This is a genomic window from Nocardia sp. MH4 (assembly GCF_019266065.1).
In the GTDB taxonomy this organism is placed as follows: Bacteria; Actinomycetota; Actinomycetes; order Mycobacteriales; family Mycobacteriaceae; genus Nocardia; species Nocardia canadensis.
This window is the reverse complement of the sequence record NZ_LPNR01000083.1, coordinates 39,371-56,998: the sequence shown is the minus strand read 5'-3', so window position 1 is coordinate 56,998 and position 17,628 is coordinate 39,371. Positions and strand designations below refer to the sequence as shown.

16 protein-coding genes are annotated in these 17,628 nt (G+C 70.1%); 5 read left to right on the top strand and 11 right to left on the bottom strand.

The features are described 5' to 3' along the window. A partial coding sequence (gene mycP, locus ATM97_RS09470) for a type VII secretion-associated serine protease mycosin (protein WP_255587468.1) occupies positions 1-1,368 on the top strand: 1,368 nt, incomplete at its 5' end. Between the two features lie 65 nt (positions 1,369-1,433). Further along, positions 1,434-2,198, top strand: a complete 765-nt coding sequence (locus ATM97_RS09465) for an ion channel (RefSeq protein WP_218717582.1) — start codon at positions 1,434-1,436, stop codon at positions 2,196-2,198. Here ATM97_RS09465 and eccB read toward each other — a convergent pair whose 3' ends face one another. Further along, positions 2,199-3,686: a type VII secretion protein EccB gene (gene eccB / locus ATM97_RS09460; RefSeq protein ID WP_218717581.1), complete on the bottom strand. Its 1,488-nt coding sequence runs from the start codon at positions 3,684-3,686 to the stop codon at positions 2,199-2,201. 83 nt (positions 3,687-3,769) lie between these two features. On the opposite strand from eccB, the gene eccE reads away from it, so the two are divergent. Then, positions 3,770-5,413, top strand: a complete 1,644-nt coding sequence (gene eccE, locus ATM97_RS09455) for a type VII secretion protein EccE (protein ID WP_218717580.1) — start codon at positions 3,770-3,772, stop codon at positions 5,411-5,413. Between the two features lie 63 nt (positions 5,414-5,476). Here the strand turns inward: eccE and ATM97_RS09450 are convergent, their stop codons facing one another. Then, positions 5,477-6,037 (bottom strand): NADPH-dependent FMN reductase, encoded by a 561-nt coding sequence (locus ATM97_RS09450; RefSeq protein ID WP_218717579.1) that lies wholly within the window; start codon positions 6,035-6,037, stop codon positions 5,477-5,479. Between the two features lie 116 nt (positions 6,038-6,153). On the opposite strand from ATM97_RS09450, the gene ATM97_RS09445 reads away from it, so the two are divergent. Next, entirely contained in the window at positions 6,154-7,134 is a 981-nt protein-coding gene (locus ATM97_RS09445; RefSeq protein ID WP_218717578.1) for a GAF domain-containing protein, read from the top strand. On the opposite strand, the gene ATM97_RS09440 is transcribed toward ATM97_RS09445, so the two are convergent. After that, positions 7,135-7,944 (bottom strand): S-methyl-5'-thioadenosine phosphorylase, encoded by an 810-nt coding sequence (locus ATM97_RS09440; RefSeq protein ID WP_218717577.1) that lies wholly within the window; start codon positions 7,942-7,944, stop codon positions 7,135-7,137. Between the two features lie 144 nt (positions 7,945-8,088). On the opposite strand from ATM97_RS09440, the gene ATM97_RS09435 reads away from it, so the two are divergent. Further along, positions 8,089-8,424, top strand: a complete 336-nt coding sequence (locus tag ATM97_RS09435; RefSeq protein WP_218717576.1) for a metal-sensitive transcriptional regulator — start codon at positions 8,089-8,091, stop codon at positions 8,422-8,424. Positions 8,425-8,430: 6 nt separating this feature from the next. On the opposite strand, the gene ATM97_RS09430 is transcribed toward ATM97_RS09435, so the two are convergent. The 8 genes from ATM97_RS09430 to ATM97_RS09395 all read right to left on the bottom strand — a co-directional run bounded on the left by ATM97_RS09430 (position 8,431) and on the right by ATM97_RS09395 (position 17,586). Beyond that, entirely contained in the window at positions 8,431-9,306 is an 876-nt protein-coding gene (locus ATM97_RS09430; protein ID WP_218717575.1) for a nitrilase-related carbon-nitrogen hydrolase, read from the bottom strand. Between the two features lie 204 nt (positions 9,307-9,510). After that, positions 9,511-10,476, bottom strand: coding sequence for a helix-turn-helix domain-containing protein (locus tag ATM97_RS09425; RefSeq protein WP_218717574.1), 966 nt, complete (start codon positions 10,474-10,476; stop codon positions 9,511-9,513). Positions 10,477-10,556: 80 nt separating this feature from the next. After that, the gene (locus tag ATM97_RS09420) at positions 10,557-11,495 is read right to left on the bottom strand and encodes a nitrilase-related carbon-nitrogen hydrolase (protein ID WP_218717573.1); all 939 of its coding nucleotides are present in this window, start codon (positions 11,493-11,495) and stop codon (positions 10,557-10,559) included. 72 nt (positions 11,496-11,567) lie between these two features. Continuing rightward, a complete protein-coding gene (locus ATM97_RS09415; protein ID WP_218717572.1) occupies positions 11,568-12,572 on the bottom strand; it encodes a helix-turn-helix domain-containing protein in 1,005 nt (334 codons plus the stop codon). A 102-nt stretch (positions 12,573-12,674) separates the two neighbouring features. After that, entirely contained in the window at positions 12,675-13,640 is a 966-nt protein-coding gene (locus ATM97_RS09410) for an AraC family transcriptional regulator (protein WP_218717571.1), read from the bottom strand. Positions 13,641-13,725: 85 nt separating this feature from the next. Beyond that, on the bottom strand, positions 13,726-14,679 hold the full coding sequence (locus ATM97_RS09405; RefSeq protein WP_218717570.1) for a helix-turn-helix domain-containing protein: 954 nt from the start codon (positions 14,677-14,679) through the stop codon (positions 13,726-13,728). Between the two features lie 301 nt (positions 14,680-14,980). Then, positions 14,981-15,958, bottom strand: a complete 978-nt coding sequence (locus ATM97_RS09400) for a helix-turn-helix domain-containing protein (protein ID WP_218717569.1) — start codon at positions 15,956-15,958, stop codon at positions 14,981-14,983. Positions 15,959-16,419: 461 nt separating this feature from the next. Next, positions 16,420-17,586 (bottom strand): hypothetical protein, encoded by a 1,167-nt coding sequence (locus ATM97_RS09395; RefSeq protein ID WP_218717568.1) that lies wholly within the window; start codon positions 17,584-17,586, stop codon positions 16,420-16,422. Positions 17,587-17,628 lie beyond the last annotated feature (42 nt).

Below are 17,628 nucleotides of genomic sequence, written 5' to 3'. Positions count from 1 at the left end.
GTGGCGCTCGGTGTGGGCGCGTCGTTCGGGTTGGGCGCGGCGCCCGCCTCGGCCGACCGGCCGCCCGCCGCCGATCCCGCCAATCTGCCCGCGGGCGATCCGGCCGCGCCGCCGGAGAAGACCGAAGTCGGCTCGAACGCGGTGTGCACCACGGTGGCCACCGGTGGCGACGGGCCAGCCATCCCGGACGCGCAACGGTCCCTCGATCTGGCTCGGGCGTGGGAATTCTCGCGCGGCGCAGGCCAATTGATCGCGGTGATCGACACCGGCGTGAGCAGGCACGACCGCCTGCCCGACATGATCGCGGCCGGCGACTTCGTCGCCAATTCCGGTGACGGTGCCGAGGACTGCGACGCGCACGGCACCTTCGTGGCCGGTTTGATCGCGGCGACCCAGGTGCCCGGCCAGGGATTCGCGGGAGTGGCGCCGGAGGCTCGCATCCTCACGATCCGGCAGACCAGCAAGATGTATCAGAAGGAGGGCGCCAACCGGAACAAGGCGCCCGAGGACCTGCCCGACGGCTACGGCAACCTGAACACGATGGCCTCGGCCATCCGGCGCGCCGCCGACATGGGCGCGGGCGTCATCAACGTCTCCGAAGTCTGGTGTGGCACCAACAAGGACGTCAACGACCGGGCGATCGGCGCGGCCCTGCAGTACGCGGTCGAGGTCAAGAACGCGGTTCCTGTGGTGGCGGCGGGTAATTCGGATACCTGCAAGACGGCGAACACGGTGGTCGATCCGCTGGAGCCCAACGCCGACCCGTGGACCAAGACGGCGATGAACGTCAGCCCGGCGCGCTGGGACGAGTACGTGCTGGCCGTCGGTTCGATCGACGCGAACGGCGCACCGTCGAAGTTCACCGTCGCCGGGCCGTGGCTCAGCGTCGCCGCGCCCGGCGAGAACATGACCTCGCTGAACCCGCGCGGGCCCGGCACCGCGACCGGAACGGTGAACCAACAGGGCCAGACCAGCCCGATCAGCGGCACCAGCTTCGCGACACCGCTGGTGTCCGGGGTGGTGGCGCTGGTGCGCGCGCGGTTCCCCGAGCTCAGTGCCAAAGAGGTGATGAAGCGGATCCAGGCGACCGCGCACGCGCCCGCCGAGGGCTGGAACCAGTACATCGGGTACGGCAGCGTCGATCCGATCGCGGCGCTCACCGCCGAGGTCACCGGGGCGCTGCCACCCAAGCGGCCGTCGCCGGCCAAGCAGGTGCAGCTCGCGGTTCCCGCGCCTGCCCCGGTGCCGGACAACACGGCCAGGAACGTCGGGTTGATCGGCGCGGGCGTGGTCGGGCTGCTGTTCGTGCTCGGCATGCTCGCCTCGTTCCCGATCCGGCGTCGATTCGGAGTACGCGAGGACACCTGAGGGAGCGGACGCGGTACCGTCCTGGTCGAGCGCACTCCGCGCAGCCCGTCGACCCAGGTAGCAGTATGGATCCGTTGACCACAGAGCAGCGCCCGCAGACCCGTCGGCAGCGGTGGGAGCAGGCGACCAACCTGCCGATGATGGTGCTGGCCGTGCTGTTCCTGCTGCTGTACGCGTGGCGGGTGCTCGACACCGACGCTTCGCCGACCCTGGACGCCTGCCTGGTGTGGGCCGATGTCGGGATCTGGGCGGTCTTCGCGGTGGACTTCGCGGTCCGGCTGCGGTTGTCCACCGATCGGCGCCGATTCGTCCGCAAGCATCCGCTCGACCTGCTCGTCGTGCTGGTGCCGCCGTTTCGTCCGCTGCGCCTGGTGCGCGCCGCGCTGCTGCTGCTCGACACGCTCAATCGCGCGACGCACCCGCGAACGCGCCTGGTCACCTTCGTCGGCACCAGCTCGCTGCTGATCCTGCTGCTGTCGAGTCTGGCCTTCTTCGACGCCGAGTTCGGTGCGCCCGAGAGCAAGATCGAGACCTTCGGCGACGCGCTGTGGTGGTCGGCGGTCTCGGTGACGACGGTCGGTTACGGCGACGTCTACCCGGTGACCAGCGAGGGCAGGCTGGTGTCACTGGTCCTGATGACGCTGGGCATCGGCCTGATCTCCTTCGCCATCGGCACCATGACCAGCTGGGTCGTCGAGCAGCTCAAGACCGTCGACGACGCGGCCGACCGGACCGAACGCACGCTGGCCGAACTCGTCGACGAAGTACGCGAGTTGCGTTCGGAGGTCGCCGAATTGCGGGCGCGATCGGAGACCCCGCCCGTCGGCTGACTACTTGCTGTTGGCGACGGTGGCCACCGGCTGCTTGGCCGGGGACGAGTCGGGCGCGACGCCGTCGTGGGCGACCATCGCGTCCTCCCGGCCCAGGCTCGGGCCGCCCGCGAGCAGCCCGACGATCGGCCACGGCGCGGGCTCGGCCTTCACGTTCTCCAGCCCCAGTGCCTTCACCGCGTCGGAGTTCTTGATACCGAAGCGAACTCCGGTGTCGGCGATGTAGAACAGGCTGTCCTTGCGGCGGCTGTCCGGTTCGATGCCGGTGGTCTGGACGTAGGCGCCCGAGGCGGGCGGGATGTAGACCGAGTCGGCCTTCGGTCCCGAGCCGTCGGCCTGGGCGAGGCTGACCAGCTTGGCCTTGTCCGGGATGGGCAGGTCGATACCGGTGAGCACGGTCAGTTCGGCGCGCGCGGTGGCGTCGTTGTTGTCGATGGCGCCGGGGATCGGCTTCCAGGACAGGCAGCTGACCGGCTGATCCTTGGCGGTGATCAGGACCGGCCGTTCCTTCGGGTAGTTGTCCACCTTCAGCGCCCGCGACTCCTTGGCGTAGGTGCGCTCGGTGTTCTGGATCGTGGTGCCCGGCATGGTCGAGTTGACCGAGTTGCGGATGATCTGGGCGGTCAGCGCCGAGACGGGCTGCAGACCGTCCTGCAGCACCACGTAGTCCTGGTTGGGCGCGTTGAACACCTGGACGACATCGCCGATCTTGTGACCACTGACGTTGTAGGACGGCACGCCGCCGGGGTTGTCGATGACCGGCGCGATGATCGGCAGGACCTCGGGAATCGCGTTGAGCACGCCCTCGCTGATGGTGCGCGGGGTGACACCGGAGATCCCGAGCGCGAGCGTGACGGCCGGGTCGTTCATGTTGACCTTGGCGCGCTTGCCGTCGAACACGAGGAAGACGTCGTCCTTGGCCTTGACCAGCAGCGCCCTGTTCGTCGGCATCGCCGAGGCCTTGTCGCCGAGATCGAGCGAACCGGCCAGCACCGAGGTGGTCAGATCGGCGGTGCCGTCGGACTTGAGCTGGTCGCACACCGACCACTGCCTGCCCTTGCCGTCCTTGTCGTACAGCAGCGACGAGGGCGCGCCCGGTATGCCGATCAGCTGACCGCGCGGCTTCTTGCCGAGCTCGGACTCCTTGACGATGACCGCCTTGGCCGCCTCACCGGCGGCGAGCCGGGCCGAGGCCAGGTTGAGCGCGGGGTGCACGACGTTGTCGATGACGACATAGACGCCACCGGATTCCTTGCCGATCAGAATCTTGTTGTCGCCGATCTTGTCCTGCGGGCGCAGCAGCGCGAGGATGCCGCAGCCCGCCAGCACCACCAGGCCGAGCACCAAACCCACCGCGTAGGCACGGGACTGGGCGCGCATCGGATCGTGCAGCATGCGCACATCCCGGCGCACCAGGGCGTGCTCCATCCGCCGCACCAGGAAGCGGTAGCCGCTGACCTGCCAGCGTGTGGTGGGTTTTGAAGGCATGGTTCCTCCCCCGAACAGTGCTCTCGTCCGGGCAACACAGTACAGTTCCCGGCAGCACTTGTTCACGTTCGGGGGAGGAACCAATGGCCGAGTACACCGGTGCTGGTCCACGTCCACTGTTCGGTCGCATCACGTTGCCGCAGCTGCTCATCGCGCAGGTGCTCGGCCTGACCGTGGGGCTCCTGGCTCTGGTCTGCGGCCTCGGCCCCTTCCCCGCTCTCGGCATCGCGATCGTCGTCGCGATCGTGCCGCTGATCCCGATCGGCAAGCGCACGATCCTCGACTGGATCGGCACGATCCGCCGCTATCTCGGCAAGCGCGAGTACACCCTCGGCGACACCGTCGACTTCCGTGACACCGACGGCCGCTCGCTCGGTCTGTATTGGGATGGCAGCCGGGTGGTCACCGTGGTCGAGGTGCTGCCCCCGAAGGGCGGGTTGACCAGGATCGCCCGCACCGCGGTGCACGCCTCCCACCTGCTCCCCCTGCCCGAGCTGGCCGCCTGTCTGCACCAGCACGACATCCTGCTCAGCGGCATCGACATCATCAGCCACGGCCACCGCAGCCGCTCCGGCACGCCCGCGGGCGCGATCTACGAGTCTCTGCTCGGCCCGCTGCCCGCGACCGCGCACCGCACGGTCTGGCTCGCGATCAGCTACGACTCGGTGCAATGCCCCGACGCGACGGCCCGGCGCGGCGGCGGTACCGACGGCGCCTCGCGCGCGGTCACCATCGCCACCCAGCGGATCATGCGCACGCTCGAGGACGCCGACTGCAGCGCGCGTATCCTCACCGCGCCCGAGATCCGCAAGGCCGTCCAGCAGATCACCGCGGGCCTCGACCCGCGCACGCTCACCCAGCGGTGGAAGTTCGCCGAGATCGGCAACACCGTCAATATCGGCAGCGCGGTGGACCCCAAGCAGCTCGGCTCGGATCTGCTCGCCCAGCTGTGGGTCGCGCCCTCGCGGGGCACGACTGTCGCGGTGCGGCTGCGCCCCGGCAGCGACGCCGAGTCGGTGAGTGTCGGTGCCGCATGGCGATTGACCGCGCGGGAGCTGCCGGAGAAGACCGCGTCCAAGGGCATGATCTCGATGAACGGCCGCCACCGCGACGCACTGCTCGCGCACCTGCCGATCGCGGTGCCCGGGGTGGACGACACCGTGCCGACCACCGAATACCCGATCGATGTCATCGGCGCGCTGCACCTGCCGTCGGCGGGCTGCGGCCAGCTGCTCGGCTCCGACGACGAGGGCAACGGCGTCGCCACCAGGATCATCGGCGCCGGTATCTCCTCGGTCTACGTGGCCGGCGAGCTGTATCTGGCCCAGCAGTTGGTGTTCCGCGCGCTGGCCGTCGGCGAGCGGGTGCTCGTGCGGACCGATCGCGCGCACGCCTGGGAGCACCTGGTCAACACCGTCGGCAATCCGGAGCGGCTGACCATCGCGGTCGAAACACACCAGTCCGACGCGGGTTTCACCGCCACCGTCGTCGACGGTGTGCTCGCCCCCGCGCCGCACGCCGGTGTCACCACCGTCTACCTGACCGGCGATCCGAACGGCTGGCCCGCGTCCCGCCCCGATCTGGAGATCTTCCAGCCGGGCGCGATCGGCAACCGGGTGGTGCTGCGCACCGGCACCACCAGGGTGAACCTCACCCTGGTGTCGATCCCGCGCGAGGCGACCTACATCGGCCAGCCGCGCGGGCAACGCTCGATGGCATCTGCCTGACCGGTCAGCGGAGGCGGTAGCCGCAGGCCGCCCGGGCATGCCACGAGGACCGGCTTGATCGGGTCAGCCCGGGTAGGGGTCGGCGGCGCGGGCGGCCCGCAATGTTCTTCCCCACCAAGCCAATTGGCCGAGCATCCGCGCGCTCGCGTCGATCGCGGCGTGATCGTCGGTGGCGCCCTGGGCATCGAAGCGCCGCTTGGCCTGGGCGAAGCTCACCGATTCGCGCACCGAGACCATGTGCAGTTCGGCGACCACCTGCCGCAATTGCTCGACGGCGCGCAGGCCGCCCGAGAGACCGCCGTAGGAGACGAAGCCGATCGGCTTGGCCCGCCACTCCCGTTTGGCACTGTCCAGCGCCGTCTTCAAGGACGCGGGATATCCGTGGTTGTACTCGGAGGTGACGACGGCGAAGGCGTCGGCCGCGGCGAGCCTGGCCCGGAACGCGTCGGCTTCGGGCGTCTCGGTGAGGTCGACGGGCAGGGCGATATCGCGCAGATCGAGCACCCCGACCGCGAACTCCGGCCGCTCGCCGAGCACACCGAGGAACCAGTCGGCCACCACGGGCGCGAACCGCTCCGGGCGGGTACTGGCGACGATGACCTCCAACCGCAACGGTGTGTCCATACCGCGAGCTTATCGACGGACCCCCGCCCCACGGCGGCCGGCGGATCGGGCACGATGGGCGCAGGCGATTTCGTTCGATATCCGCAGGTGGGGAGTAACCGAAGGGGGCAGAACAGGTGATCATCGGGCAGTGGCAGCTGGTGGAGACGCTCGGCGCGAGGTGGTCGATGCTGACCACGGGGTCGACGCCGCGGGAGTGGGCGTCGTATCAGCGCGCGATCCCCGTCGCGCTGCAACCGATGATCGCCACCGCTCACGATTCCGGCACACCGGTCGATCGAGTGCTGCCCAAGTCGCGACAGCCCTGGTCGGAGTTGCGGTTGCGGGCCGAGCCGGTGGTCTGGCCCGACGCCGGGACGCACGCGGTGAAGGTCTGGGTGGGCGAGCGGGCGCCCGCCGAGGATCTCGGGGTCGGCATGTTCCAGATCGACGCGCAGGCCAGGGTGGTGCGCACCCGCCCCGACGGTCTCGGTTCCGCTCTCGGTTCCACGCCGGGCGAATTCACCGGCGCCGAGGCCTTCCAGCGGATCGAGCGTTTCGATCGCGCGCTGGATATCGTCGCCGCGCTGACCCGTTCGGACCCGGACAGCCGCTGGTCGGGCATCGCCACCGTGCACTCGACGACCGGACCCCGGTCATTGCTGGTCGCGGCCCGCAACGGGACCGCGGCACAGCGGTTCTCGTGGCGCGGCCTCACAGTGGACGTCACCGACAGCATCGCCCCGCAGCCCAAGTCGTTCGAGGCCGCGACACTCGCGCTCCTGCGCGACACGCAACCGGGCCTGTACCTGTGCATCCTCGACACCGCGCAGGTCCGGCAGGTGCGATGGGTCACCGAGCCGGTGCCCGGGTTGCGCTGGCGCGGAATCGACGAGCGGCTGATCCCGCACCCCGACGACCGCGCCCGGATCGTCGCGGCGCGGGCGGAGATCCTGGCGGGCGCGGCCCGCGCGGGGATGACCGGGGTGCGGCTCGCGGCCGAGGCGGGCGGCTGGCTGGTCGCCGACGTCGAGGTGTCGCCGCTGCCCGCGGGCGCCGACGGTACGGCGCCCGCGTTCGTGCTGGCTCAGCTGCAGGTCACCGCGCCGGCGCGGTGATCAGGGCAGTTCGAAGGGCAGCGAGACCCCGGCGTGCACGCGGCAGCGCTCGCAGGTGTCCTCGCCGTCGACCGCGGCGACCGCGCGGCGCATCAGCTCCTTGAACGGGCCCAGGTTCTTCTTGAACTCGGCGAAGACGTCGACCGCGTGCACGCCGTCGCCCTCCTCGAGGCCGGCGTCCAGGTCGGTGATGAGAGCGACCGCGGCGTAGCACATCTCGAGTTCGCGGGCGAGCACGGCTTCGGGGTGACCGGTCATGTTGACCAGGTCCCAGCCCTGTCCGGCGAACCAGCGGCTCTCGGCCCTGGTGGAGAAGCGCGGGCCCTGCACCACGACCATCGTGCCGGAGTCCTCGACGCGCAGTTCGTCGCCCGCAGATTTGACCGCGGCCGTGCGCAGGTCGTCGCAGTAGGGGTCGGCGAAGGAGACGTGGACGCCGCCGCCGTCGAAGAAGGTCTGCGGGCGGCCCGCGGTCCGGTCGACGAGTTGGTCGGGCACCGCGACGGTGCCCGGGCCCCAGTCGGCGCGCAGGCTGCCGACGGCGCACGGCGCGAACACCCGGCGCACGCCGAGCGAACGCAACGCCCACATGTTGGCCTGGTAGGGCAAAGTGTGCGGGGCGAACTCGTGCTGCTTGCCGTGGCGCGGCAGGAACGCGACGGCGCGTCCGTCGACCTCGCCGATGGCGACGGGCGCGCTCGGCGCGCCGTACGGTGTGTCGACCTCGACGTGCACCGCGTCGTTGTCGAAGAAGTCATAGAAACCGCTGCCGCCGATGACGGCGAGTGCGGGCCGGGGAAGCGAACTCATACCGGTGATTCTCCCGTCCGGCCAGGTCCGGCGCATCACCGGGACCGCGCCGGCGGCCGCATCTGACATTTCCGGCCGGAAACTGTACCCTAGGGGGGTATCAGCTCGGTAATCCGGGCACCCCGTCAGGCGAGGAGACCTCCGGTGACCGCACCCACCCCCGACACCACGACCGGCGGCGAGCACACGGGCCACCAGGGCCACGGCTACATCACCGCCAAAGAGGACTATCTCAAGCGCCTGCGCCGGATCGAGGGTCAGTCGCGTGGCCTGCAGCGGATGGTCGAGGAGGAGAAGTACTGCATCGACATCCTGACCCAGGTCTCGGCGATGACCAAGGCGCTGCAGGCCGTCGCGATGGGCCTGCTCGAGGACCACATCTCGCATTGTGTCGTCGACGCGGCGGTGGCCGGCGGGCCCGAGGCCGAGGCCAAGATCAAGGAGGCGACCGACGCGATCGCGCGTCTGGTCCGGTCCTGACCGGCCTCAGCAGGCCCGCGGGTAGCCCTGGCCGTCCGTCCACGGATTCGCCGACTCGTCGACGACGAAGTCGGCGAACAGCACCCCGGGCTTGCCGGGCGGCAGCGGCGGCACCAGGTCGCGGCCGTCCGGTCCGAGAATCCGGGCGACCCCACCGCCACCGCTGAGCATCGGGGACCCCGGCGGGCGCGCGTCGACGGCGGCCCAGCCGGTCATCGGGACGAGCGCGGTCGGCGCGATCACCACGGTCCGGCTGTCGCGGGCGTACTGTTCGCCGACCGTGCTGTTCACCGCGACGGCGAGGTCGTCGTCGACGTCGTGACACACGGTGAACCCGGAGAACGCGGCGACGTGGATCTGCTCCCGCCACAGGGCGACGCGCCGGTCCGGGCACAGGTGATCGGTGCCGCCGAGAACCCCGATCCGGCCCAGCTCGGTGTGGTGGACCATCGGCGGCGCGATGCCGTCGGCGAACACCTCCCGCTCCAGCGATCTCGGCGACGGCTTGTGCGACACCCGGACCCGGCCGTCGGGGCTGATCATGGCCTGCGCCAGATAGAGGTCCTCGCCCGCGCGCTCGGCGAAGCCGAGCACCACGTGCACTCCCGCCCACCGCGCCGCGTCGGCGATGGCCCGCATCTCGGCGCCGTCCCTGGTCATCGCGTTGGCCAGATACCGCGCCCGGAACTCCGCGCCCCAGTCGACCGAGTTCAGCCACAGCCACCACGGATAGCCCGGCAGGAAGGCCTCGGGAAACGCGACCAACCGCGCGCCACCCGCCGCCGCGTCCTCGATGAATCCGATCGTCTGCGCGACCCCGTCGGGCAGATGTAACCACGTCGGCTCTGCCTGTACGGCCGCGGCGCGAACCCGAATCGCCATTGTGCCCGCTCCCTGTTCTCACCCAGCACTGGAATCCAGTGTCGGGCAGCGAGTACGCCGATCCACAGACCAGCCGTGCCATCCCACTGACAATCAGTGCCAGCCGGCGGCTCGACCGAGCCGGGCGTGCCGAAGACCCGATACCAGTGCGCATCCGGCGCGGCCGGTTCGTTCACCATCGACGCTCGCCGGGAACGGAAGGGGTCAGCCGATGTGTGATCGACGGTATTCGCCGGGCGTCATGCCGGTTTCCTGCTGGAAGGCGCGGTAGAACTGCCGTTCGGAGGCGAAGCCGGAGTCGAAGGTCACGGTGCACGGCGGATGCGAACGATGCCGCGCCAGTAGCCTTTTCGCCCGCTGCACGCGCATCTTGCGCAAGGTCGCGGCGAGACTGTCACCGGCGCCGTCGAACATCCGGAACAGGGTTCGGCGGGAGATATGGCACGCATGCGCCACCTCATCGACGGTCAGGTCCGGGTCGGTGCAATGCTCGCGCAGGAAGACCAGGACCTGTTCGCGATTGAGCGCGTCGGCCGCGGCCTCGACCGGTCGCAATCCGGCGGTCAGCACCACCGCGGATCCGAACAGATCGAGGGCGTTGCCCGCCAGCACCTCCGCTTGGGCGGGCGCCTCCCGCCGGACCCTGACCAGACCGCGGAAGAAGCTCGCCACGACCCCGGGCGCGCTGGCCGCGGGCACGGTGACCGCGGTCGGCAGGTCCAGCTGGCCGAGACCGGGTTGCTCGCGGAGCAGCCGGATCGGCACCTGCACCACGACCTGCTCGAAATCGGTTCCGTTGGACCAGAAGTACGGCCTGGACGTGTCGTAGAAGACCATGTCGCCGGGACCGACGACCGCCGACCTGCCGTCCTGGTTCAGGCACGCCAGGCCGACGGTATGGATGCTGGCGAGCAGGTACTCGTCGTCGGAGCGGGCGATGTGACTCGCTGTCCGACGGAACTCCTGACTACTCCCCGCGACCGTGGTGAGACTGAAATCCCCCCTGCCTGCCAGCGATCCGGTGCTGACCCGGCCGTAGAAGGGCTGGTCGGGATGGGTGTCGACGGCGAGCGGCACATAGGTCCGCGACATCAGCGCTTCCCACTCGTCGCGCGCCGCACTCCGCGGCGTCGGCGAGGAGAACTCGAGCATTGTCGGTTCGATGGCCATGGGCAGCCAACCCTCCGGGACACACGACGTCAGGCGTAATCGTCCCTACGGTATCCGGCGTGGACAGTCCCGTCAGGCGCTCAGGTGCCCGCCAGCTCGACTTGAACCGGTTCCCGGCGGATCCGGCCACTGGGCACCCGGAAGTTCTCGCGCTCGCCGCAGGCGGCCGGGGCGGAGCGGAGGCTGCGGGTGAGGTCGAGGTCGGCGTAGAGGAGGCCCTCAGCGCCCTCGGCCAGCGGGGTGGCCAGTTCCAGGCCGCCGGGGCCGAAGATGCGGGAGACGCCGCCACCACCGCGTAGCAGCCGACGGTCGGGGAGGCGCGCGTCGACGACCTCCCAGCCGGCGACCGGCACCACGGCGACGGGAGCGATCACGTAGGCCGCGCCGTCCATCGCGTAGCGCACGCTGGCCGCGGTGTTGAGCTCCGGGCCCCACTCCTTGCCCTCGCCGTAGTACACGGTGAAGCCCGACCACGACGCGATGTGGATCTGTTCGCGCTCTTCGTGCATGCGGGCGCGCAGCGCGGCGCGCATGTGGTCGGCGCCGCCGAGCACGCCGATCCGGCCGTGCTCGGTGTCGCGCACCAGCACCTCGTCGTCGGCCGCGCTGAAGACCGTGCGCTCGAGGCCGGTCGGTTCCCCCTTGCGGGCGAGGGCGATCTCGCCCTGCACATCGATGAGCGCCTGCGACATGAACACCTCGCGGCCCGCGCGCTCGGCGAACCCGATCGACACGTGAATACCCTTGCGGCGCGCGGCATAGGCGATGGCTCGCAACTCGGGGCCGTCGGCGGTCAAGGAATTGGCGAGATAGCGGGCGAGGAACTCCTCGCCCCAATCGACCGAGTTGAGCCACATCCACCACGGGAATCCGGGCAGGAATGTCTCGGGAAACGCGACCAGCCGAGCACCACCGTCGGCGGCTTCTTCGATCAGTCCGATGGCCTGCTCGACCCCGGCGGACAGGTTCAACCACTTCGGCTCGGCTTGCACCGCAGCAACGCGTACCCGACCAAACATCGTGACCCCTTGTCGCTCAATCCTTGAAAGGTGTTCGATTCACTCTCTCGCAGATAGCGCGGACATAAACTGTCATACCGTGCCACTCGACTGACCGTCCGTGCCAAACCGGCGGTACTCCCCGGGAGTTCGGCCTGTTTCCCGACGAAAGGCCCGGTAGAACTGCCGTTCCGTGGCGAAGCCCGATGCCGCGCCGATGGCAGCGAACGTCAGGTCTGGTCTGGAGACCAGCATTCCACACGCATGGCGCACGCGAAGCCGCCGCAACAGATCGGTGGGTGATTCACCGTGCTCCTCGAACACGCGGTACACCGATCGCCGGGAAACGAAACACGCCGCCGCGAGGGCATCGATCGACAACGCCGGATCGGTGTAGTTGGCCCGCACATAGGCCAGCACGCCCTCTCGGGTCAGCGAACTCTCGCCGGGACCGGCCAGCGGCTGACCCGCCACCAGCGCGGCCGCCGAGGCGATCAGGTCGATGGCGGTTTCGGTGAGCGCGGCGGCCTGGGCGGTATCGCGATCCTGCAACCGCGCCAGGTCGGTCAGGAACCCACTGACGATCGCGACCGGTCCGTCGGCGGGAATGGTGCGCGCGGCCGGGACCCGCACCGCCGACATCCCCGGACGCAGGCGCACGGCTTCCATCGGGATCTGCACGATGACCTGCTCGATGTCCTCGCCGACCCGCCATTCGTACGGCGCGTTCGACTCGTAGAACACCATCTCCCCCACCCCGACCCTGGTGCTGCGGCCGTGCTGACTCAGCACGGCCGAACCCCGGGTGTGGATGCTGATCAGCAGGTACTCCTCGACGGCCCGCGCGATCAGCGACCGCGTCCTGGTGACCTGCTGACGAGTCGAGGCCAGCCGGGACAGACCGAAGTCCGGATAGGCATGGTGGGCGATGCGGCCGTGGAACGATTCCGCGCCCGCCGGGCGGGCGGCCAGTGGCACGTAGGTCTGCGTCAGCATGGCTTCCCACTGCTGGAACTGCTCGTCGGCCCCGCCGGTGCCGACCGCGAGCACCCCGGGAAGACGCGACTGATCAACTGCTGCCGGAACATCGACTGTCATCGGGACACCTCGTCGTATTCGCATTCACACGACGTAGAGACTCGTCGAGTACCCCCCTCGACTGGGAAGAGGATATCACCGATGGAAAAGAATTCTTTTCGATTACAGCCCGGCACACATCGCATATCCCGCACGGTATTCCCCCGGCGCCATTCCGAATTCCGCGTGGAACACCCGGTAGAAGTGACGCTCGGCGGCGAATCCGGCGGCCGCGGCCACCTCTTCGATCGGCCGCATGTGCCCGTCGCGCAATAATTCGCACGCGTGTTCGAGGCGCAGTCGGAGCAATCGTCGGGCCGGGCTTTCGTCGCCTTCGAACAGCCGGTACAGGGTGCGGCGCGAGATCGCGAATCGCTGCGCGACGGTATCGACGGTGAGATCGGCGTCGGCGAACCGGCGCCGCATGAAAGCGAGGATTCCGGCCCGGGTCGATTCGGCGGCCGACGCGCCCCGCGGCACCGACCCCGCCGCGAGTTGCAGCGCCGAGGCCAGCAGTCCGACGCCATGGCGCGCGAGCTCGGCGGCCACCACCGGGTCGCCGTGCTGCATGCCCGCCAGCCCGCGGAAGTACGCGCCGACCGCGGCGGCGGGATGTTCGGGCCCGAGCGCGATGGCCGACGGGATGGTGGCCAGGGGTGCGCCGACCGCGGCCAGCGCGTCGATCGGCACCTGGACGACGACCTTGTCGAAGTCCTCGTCGACCTCCCAGCGATAGGGCCGGGCGCTGTCGTAGATGACCATGCTGCCCGCGTCGACGTGGGCAGACCGGCCGTCCTGGTGCAGCACCCCACGTCCGCCCAGGTAGATGCTGGCCAGGATGTGGCGGTCGGCGGCGGCCTCGACCTGCCGCGGCGTCCGGCGCACGGTCTGCGCGCCGGCCTGCACCGAGGTGACCAGCAGATCGTCGTACGCCGTCGCCGCGATCCGGCCCCGAAAACCCTCCGTGCGGTGCGGCGCGACGGCGAGCGGAATGTAGGTCTGGCTCATCAGCGATTCCCACCGCTCGACCACCGCGCGCTGGGGCAGCTCGTCGCCGGCCCGGACGGTCACCGTCGTTCGTTGGCTCATGACCGCTCAGCCCCCTCTGTCACTCGGCCCTGCGTGCGCACAGTATGCCACGGGAATACGGACATAACGCCCAGAAAACGCGGGGTCACGCGGTGTGGCGGCGAGGCTCGCCGCTCGCGGGCACCTGCCCGGTGACCAGGCGATACTCCCCCGGGGTCATCCCGGTCTCCACCCGGAACGCGCGGAAGAAGTGCCGCTCGGAGGCGAAGCCGGAGGCGAGCGCGATCGAGGATGTCGACCGGCCGGCATCGCGCAGCAGCAGCACCTGCGCGCACTCGACCCGCATGCGCCGCAGCACCGTGCTCAGGCCGTCGCCGGTCTCGTCGAAGAGGCGGTACAGGCTGCGCCGCGACACCAGGCACGCGCGCGCGATCTCGTCGACGGTCAGGGCCGGATCGGTGCACCTGGACCGCATGAACGACAGCACCTGCTCCCGCGACAGCGCCTGGGCCGACTGCCCGGTCGGCAGCGCGCCACCGGCGAGCGTGACCGCCGACGCCAGCAGCTTGACCCCGTTGTCCGCCAGGACGACCGCCTGCTCGGGCGCGCTCTGCTGGATGCGGGCCAGATCGCGGAAGAACCCGGCGACGACGCCTGCCGGACTCTCGGCGTGCACCGTCGTCGCCGTGGGCAGCGCGTCGCGCCCGGTGGGGATGTGTTCGCCGAGGACCGACAGCGGGACGCGGGCCACCACCTGCGACCAGGAGCCGTCGATGTCCCAGTGATAGGGGCGGGTGGTGTCGTAGAAGACCATGTCGCCCGGACGCAGCACCGCGATCCGCCCGTCCTGGTGCAGCCTGCCGAATCCCTCGGTGAGGATGCTGACGAACAGGAACTCCCCGTCGGTGCGCGCGATACCGCTCTTGGTACGCCGAATACGCTGGCCACTGGCGCCGACGGTCGACAATTCGAAGCCGGGCAGGCTGCCGCGCACAATGCGGCCGTGGAACACCTCGTCGCGTTCGGGATCCACCGCCAGTGGCACATAGCTCTCCGACAGCAGGGATTCCCACTCCGCGAAGGCCTCACCCGCGGCCATCTCCGGACTGTCGTCCAGTCTCAGTTCGACGAGAGGCTCAGACGACTCCACGCCAACCACCTCGCTTTCCTGCGAACCGACCAGCAAACCGTGGGCGCAACAACGAATCACCCGTCGCCCGGTGTCCGAGCCTGCCAGATTCAGCGGGTCGTTGCCAACGAGTGATTCGAAATGGAAATATCAACTAAACTCAAATCTTCAACCGACCCCGGCCTTTACAGGAGATTTGGCCCGCTCCGCCGCATGACCGCCGCCACCTTGTGATGCTGATCACCGACCCCCGCGCGTCGCCGGGTCACGCTCAGCGCAACGCCACTCGCGCCCGGGCAACCATCCGGTATTCGCCCGGTGTCATTCCTGTGACCTCCCGGAACACTCGGTAGAACTGCCGTTCGGTGGCGAAGCCGGAGGCCGCGGCGACCGTCGCGATCGAGCCGATGTCCCCGGCCTCCAGCAACTTTCGGGCCCGCTCCACCCGCAGCCCGCGCAGCACCGCGCCGAGCCCACCCTCGAACTCCGCCACGATGCGATACAGCGTGCGGCGCGACACCCGGCAGGCATCGGCGATCCGGTCGACCGTCAGGCCGGGATCGGTGAAGTTGGCGCGCACGTAGTCCAGCACGCGCTGACTGCTCATCGCCTCCGCCTGCGCGTGACCGGGGCGCCCACCCGCGGCGATCACCGCGGCCGCCCCGACGAGATCGATCCCGCTGGCGGCCAGCATCCCGGCGGCGGCCGGATCGGAATAGTGCAGTTCGGCCACCCGCTGGAAGAACCGGGCGAGCGTCGCGCCGACCCCACCGGCGCCCAGCATCATCCCGGCGGGCAGCGCCTCGGCTCTGATCCCCAGGAAGTCGACGACCCGCTGGCGGGGCACCCGGATCGTCAGATCCTCGATCGGGCCGTCCGACCGCCACCGGATCGGACGGGAGGTGTCGTAGAAGATCATCGACCCCGGCGTCAGCACGACGCGATGTCCCGCGTGCTCCACCTCCGCCCGGCCGCCGAGCACGACGCTGCCGATGACATGGAATTCGCCGGCCCTGGCGATGTGCCGCCGGGTGCGGCGCAGCTCGTGCCCCTGCACCCGCACTGTCCCCACGGCCACGTCACCGAAGTCCGCCGAGCGGATCCGGCCCGCGAACTCGCCGTCGACCGTGGGCGCGATCGAGACCTCGGTGAGCGCACTCCCGACCAGGTCCGCCCAGAATCCGAACGCGTCCGGCGTCGCCGTCGGCTCGGTCGAGCAGACTTCGGGAAAACCCTCGAACCCCTGCATCGCCCGATCGTTCCACCGGCGCCGACCCGCTGTCAGGAAATTTGACGAACATCACCGTTCGACTAGCTAACGAAGTGCGCGGCCTGCGGCTTCGCCCGGAACTCCGCCGAAGTCACCACGGTCGCCGCCCGGAGCGCCCGGCAGAGCCGCCACTCAGCGGCGAACCCGCCGCGGCCGCCACCGCAACGAGCGGCCCCGCCGGCTCCATCCGCAGCAACGTCTTGGCACGCTCCATCCGCATCGTAGACAACGGCGCCAGAACCCGTTGCCGCACCATCGCTTTGGCCCCGGCCGGGCCGGGCAGTCGACCCTGCCGCCGTCACCGGCGCCGAGGCGACCAGCGGCACGCCGTGCCCAGCCGGCTCGGTGGCCTGCCGGCCGTTGCCTCGACACCTCCGCCCGAACGGTTGTCACCCGGGATGGTGCACGCTATCCGGAATCGGTGGTTGTCCCACCGCCGCTCACGCCACACGACGGTGGGGGCGGGCGAGGATCTGCAGCACCAGCAAGGCCACCACCGCCGCCAGGGCGATGAGCGCGGTCACCCACGGCGTCGGGTAGTCCCAGAGGACGAACACCGTCGCGGCGACGACCAACACCGCGGCCCGCAGTGGGCCGAGATACGCGGCGGCGAAGCGGGAGGCCCGGCCGCCCTCCCCGCGCCGCGTCCGCGCGATCGCGCCGTCGAGGGTGTCGCGCATCTTGGTGGCGAGGGTCGACGGCCCGGCCAGGAAGGCGCCGAGCGCCGTGAACGTGGCGACCAGCGCGACCACCCGCGTGGTCACCCGCAGCGGCTGGGCGAGGGTGTCGTATACCGTCCTCGCCACCTCCTGCGAGACGTTGTGTACGTGGTCGAGATAGACCGTGCGCATGATCAGCAGGGCGGCGCTGAGCACCACCATCGACACCAGCATGCTCAGGGCCACCGCGAGCAGCGCCCGTCGCCGAGAACCGCTGCCCGCCACCAGCACCGCGCCGATCGCGCAGCCCAGCGCGGCGACGCCGAGCACGATCGCGCCCCGGTCGAGCAGCCGCACGGCCCGTTGGGCTTTCGCCAGGTCGGCGGATTCGATCAGGACGAACTCGCCCTGCGGATCGACATCGAGGCGGGCCAGGTCGAAGCCACGATCCGCGAGCCGCGTCTCCACCTCGCGCAGCATCGGTTCCAGCGACAGCGAGACGACGCCGTCGGTACTCACCCGCAGCACACCGTCATCCACCCCGGTGAGCGACGCGACGAGAGCGCGATGGGCCTGCCGGTTCGCCGACTCCCACAGGCGGGCGAAGGAGTCGCTGCGCACCAGCGTGTCCGCCGCGTCGCGCACCAGCGCCTCGGACTGCGTGGCCAGCAGGGTAGGCACACTGCGCAGCGCCGCCTCGACGCGCGGTCTGAGGTCACGACGGTCGTCGAGCGCGTCGACCAGTTCGGTGGCGGCACCGCGCACATCGACGCGTGTCATGACCGCCTGGGTCAGCGCACCGGCGACGGCGTCCTGGATCACCGGATCGTGGGCCAGCGGGGCCATGGTCTCGACGTAGTGATCGGTATCGAGGAGCTCGGCGCGCGCGTAGCCGGCGAGCACCGTCACGAGGGTGAGCACGCCGGTCGCGCAGACCAGCAAGGCCACGGCAATCCGCCTGACCGTACGGGCACGTCCACCAGAATCGTC

Coding starts and splice junctions, on each gene's coding strand:
- eccB (WP_218717581.1), bottom strand. CDS start 3,686: ATGCCTTCAAAACCCACCACACGCTGGCAGGTCAGCGGCTACCGCTTC.
- eccE (WP_218717580.1), top strand. CDS start 3,770: ATGGCCGAGTACACCGGTGCTGGTCCACGTCCACTGTTCGGTCGCATC.
- ATM97_RS09410 (WP_218717571.1), bottom strand. CDS start 13,640: ATGAGCCAACGAACGACGGTGACCGTCCGGGCCGGCGACGAGCTGCCC.
- ATM97_RS09465 (WP_218717582.1), top strand. CDS start 1,434: ATGGATCCGTTGACCACAGAGCAGCGCCCGCAGACCCGTCGGCAGCGG.
- ATM97_RS09415 (WP_218717572.1), bottom strand. CDS start 12,572: ATGACAGTCGATGTTCCGGCAGCAGTTGATCAGTCGCGTCTTCCCGGG.
- ATM97_RS09400 (WP_218717569.1), bottom strand. CDS start 15,958: ATGCAGGGGTTCGAGGGTTTTCCCGAAGTCTGCTCGACCGAGCCGACG.
- ATM97_RS09425 (WP_218717574.1), bottom strand. CDS start 10,476: ATGGCCATCGAACCGACAATGCTCGAGTTCTCCTCGCCGACGCCGCGG.
- ATM97_RS09420 (WP_218717573.1), bottom strand. CDS start 11,495: ATGTTTGGTCGGGTACGCGTTGCTGCGGTGCAAGCCGAGCCGAAGTGG.
- ATM97_RS09405 (WP_218717570.1), bottom strand. CDS start 14,679: ATGGCCGCGGGTGAGGCCTTCGCGGAGTGGGAATCCCTGCTGTCGGAG.
- ATM97_RS09440 (WP_218717577.1), bottom strand. CDS start 7,944: ATGAGTTCGCTTCCCCGGCCCGCACTCGCCGTCATCGGCGGCAGCGGT.
- ATM97_RS09430 (WP_218717575.1), bottom strand. CDS start 9,306: ATGGCGATTCGGGTTCGCGCCGCGGCCGTACAGGCAGAGCCGACGTGG.
- ATM97_RS09450 (WP_218717579.1), bottom strand. CDS start 6,037: ATGGACACACCGTTGCGGTTGGAGGTCATCGTCGCCAGTACCCGCCCG.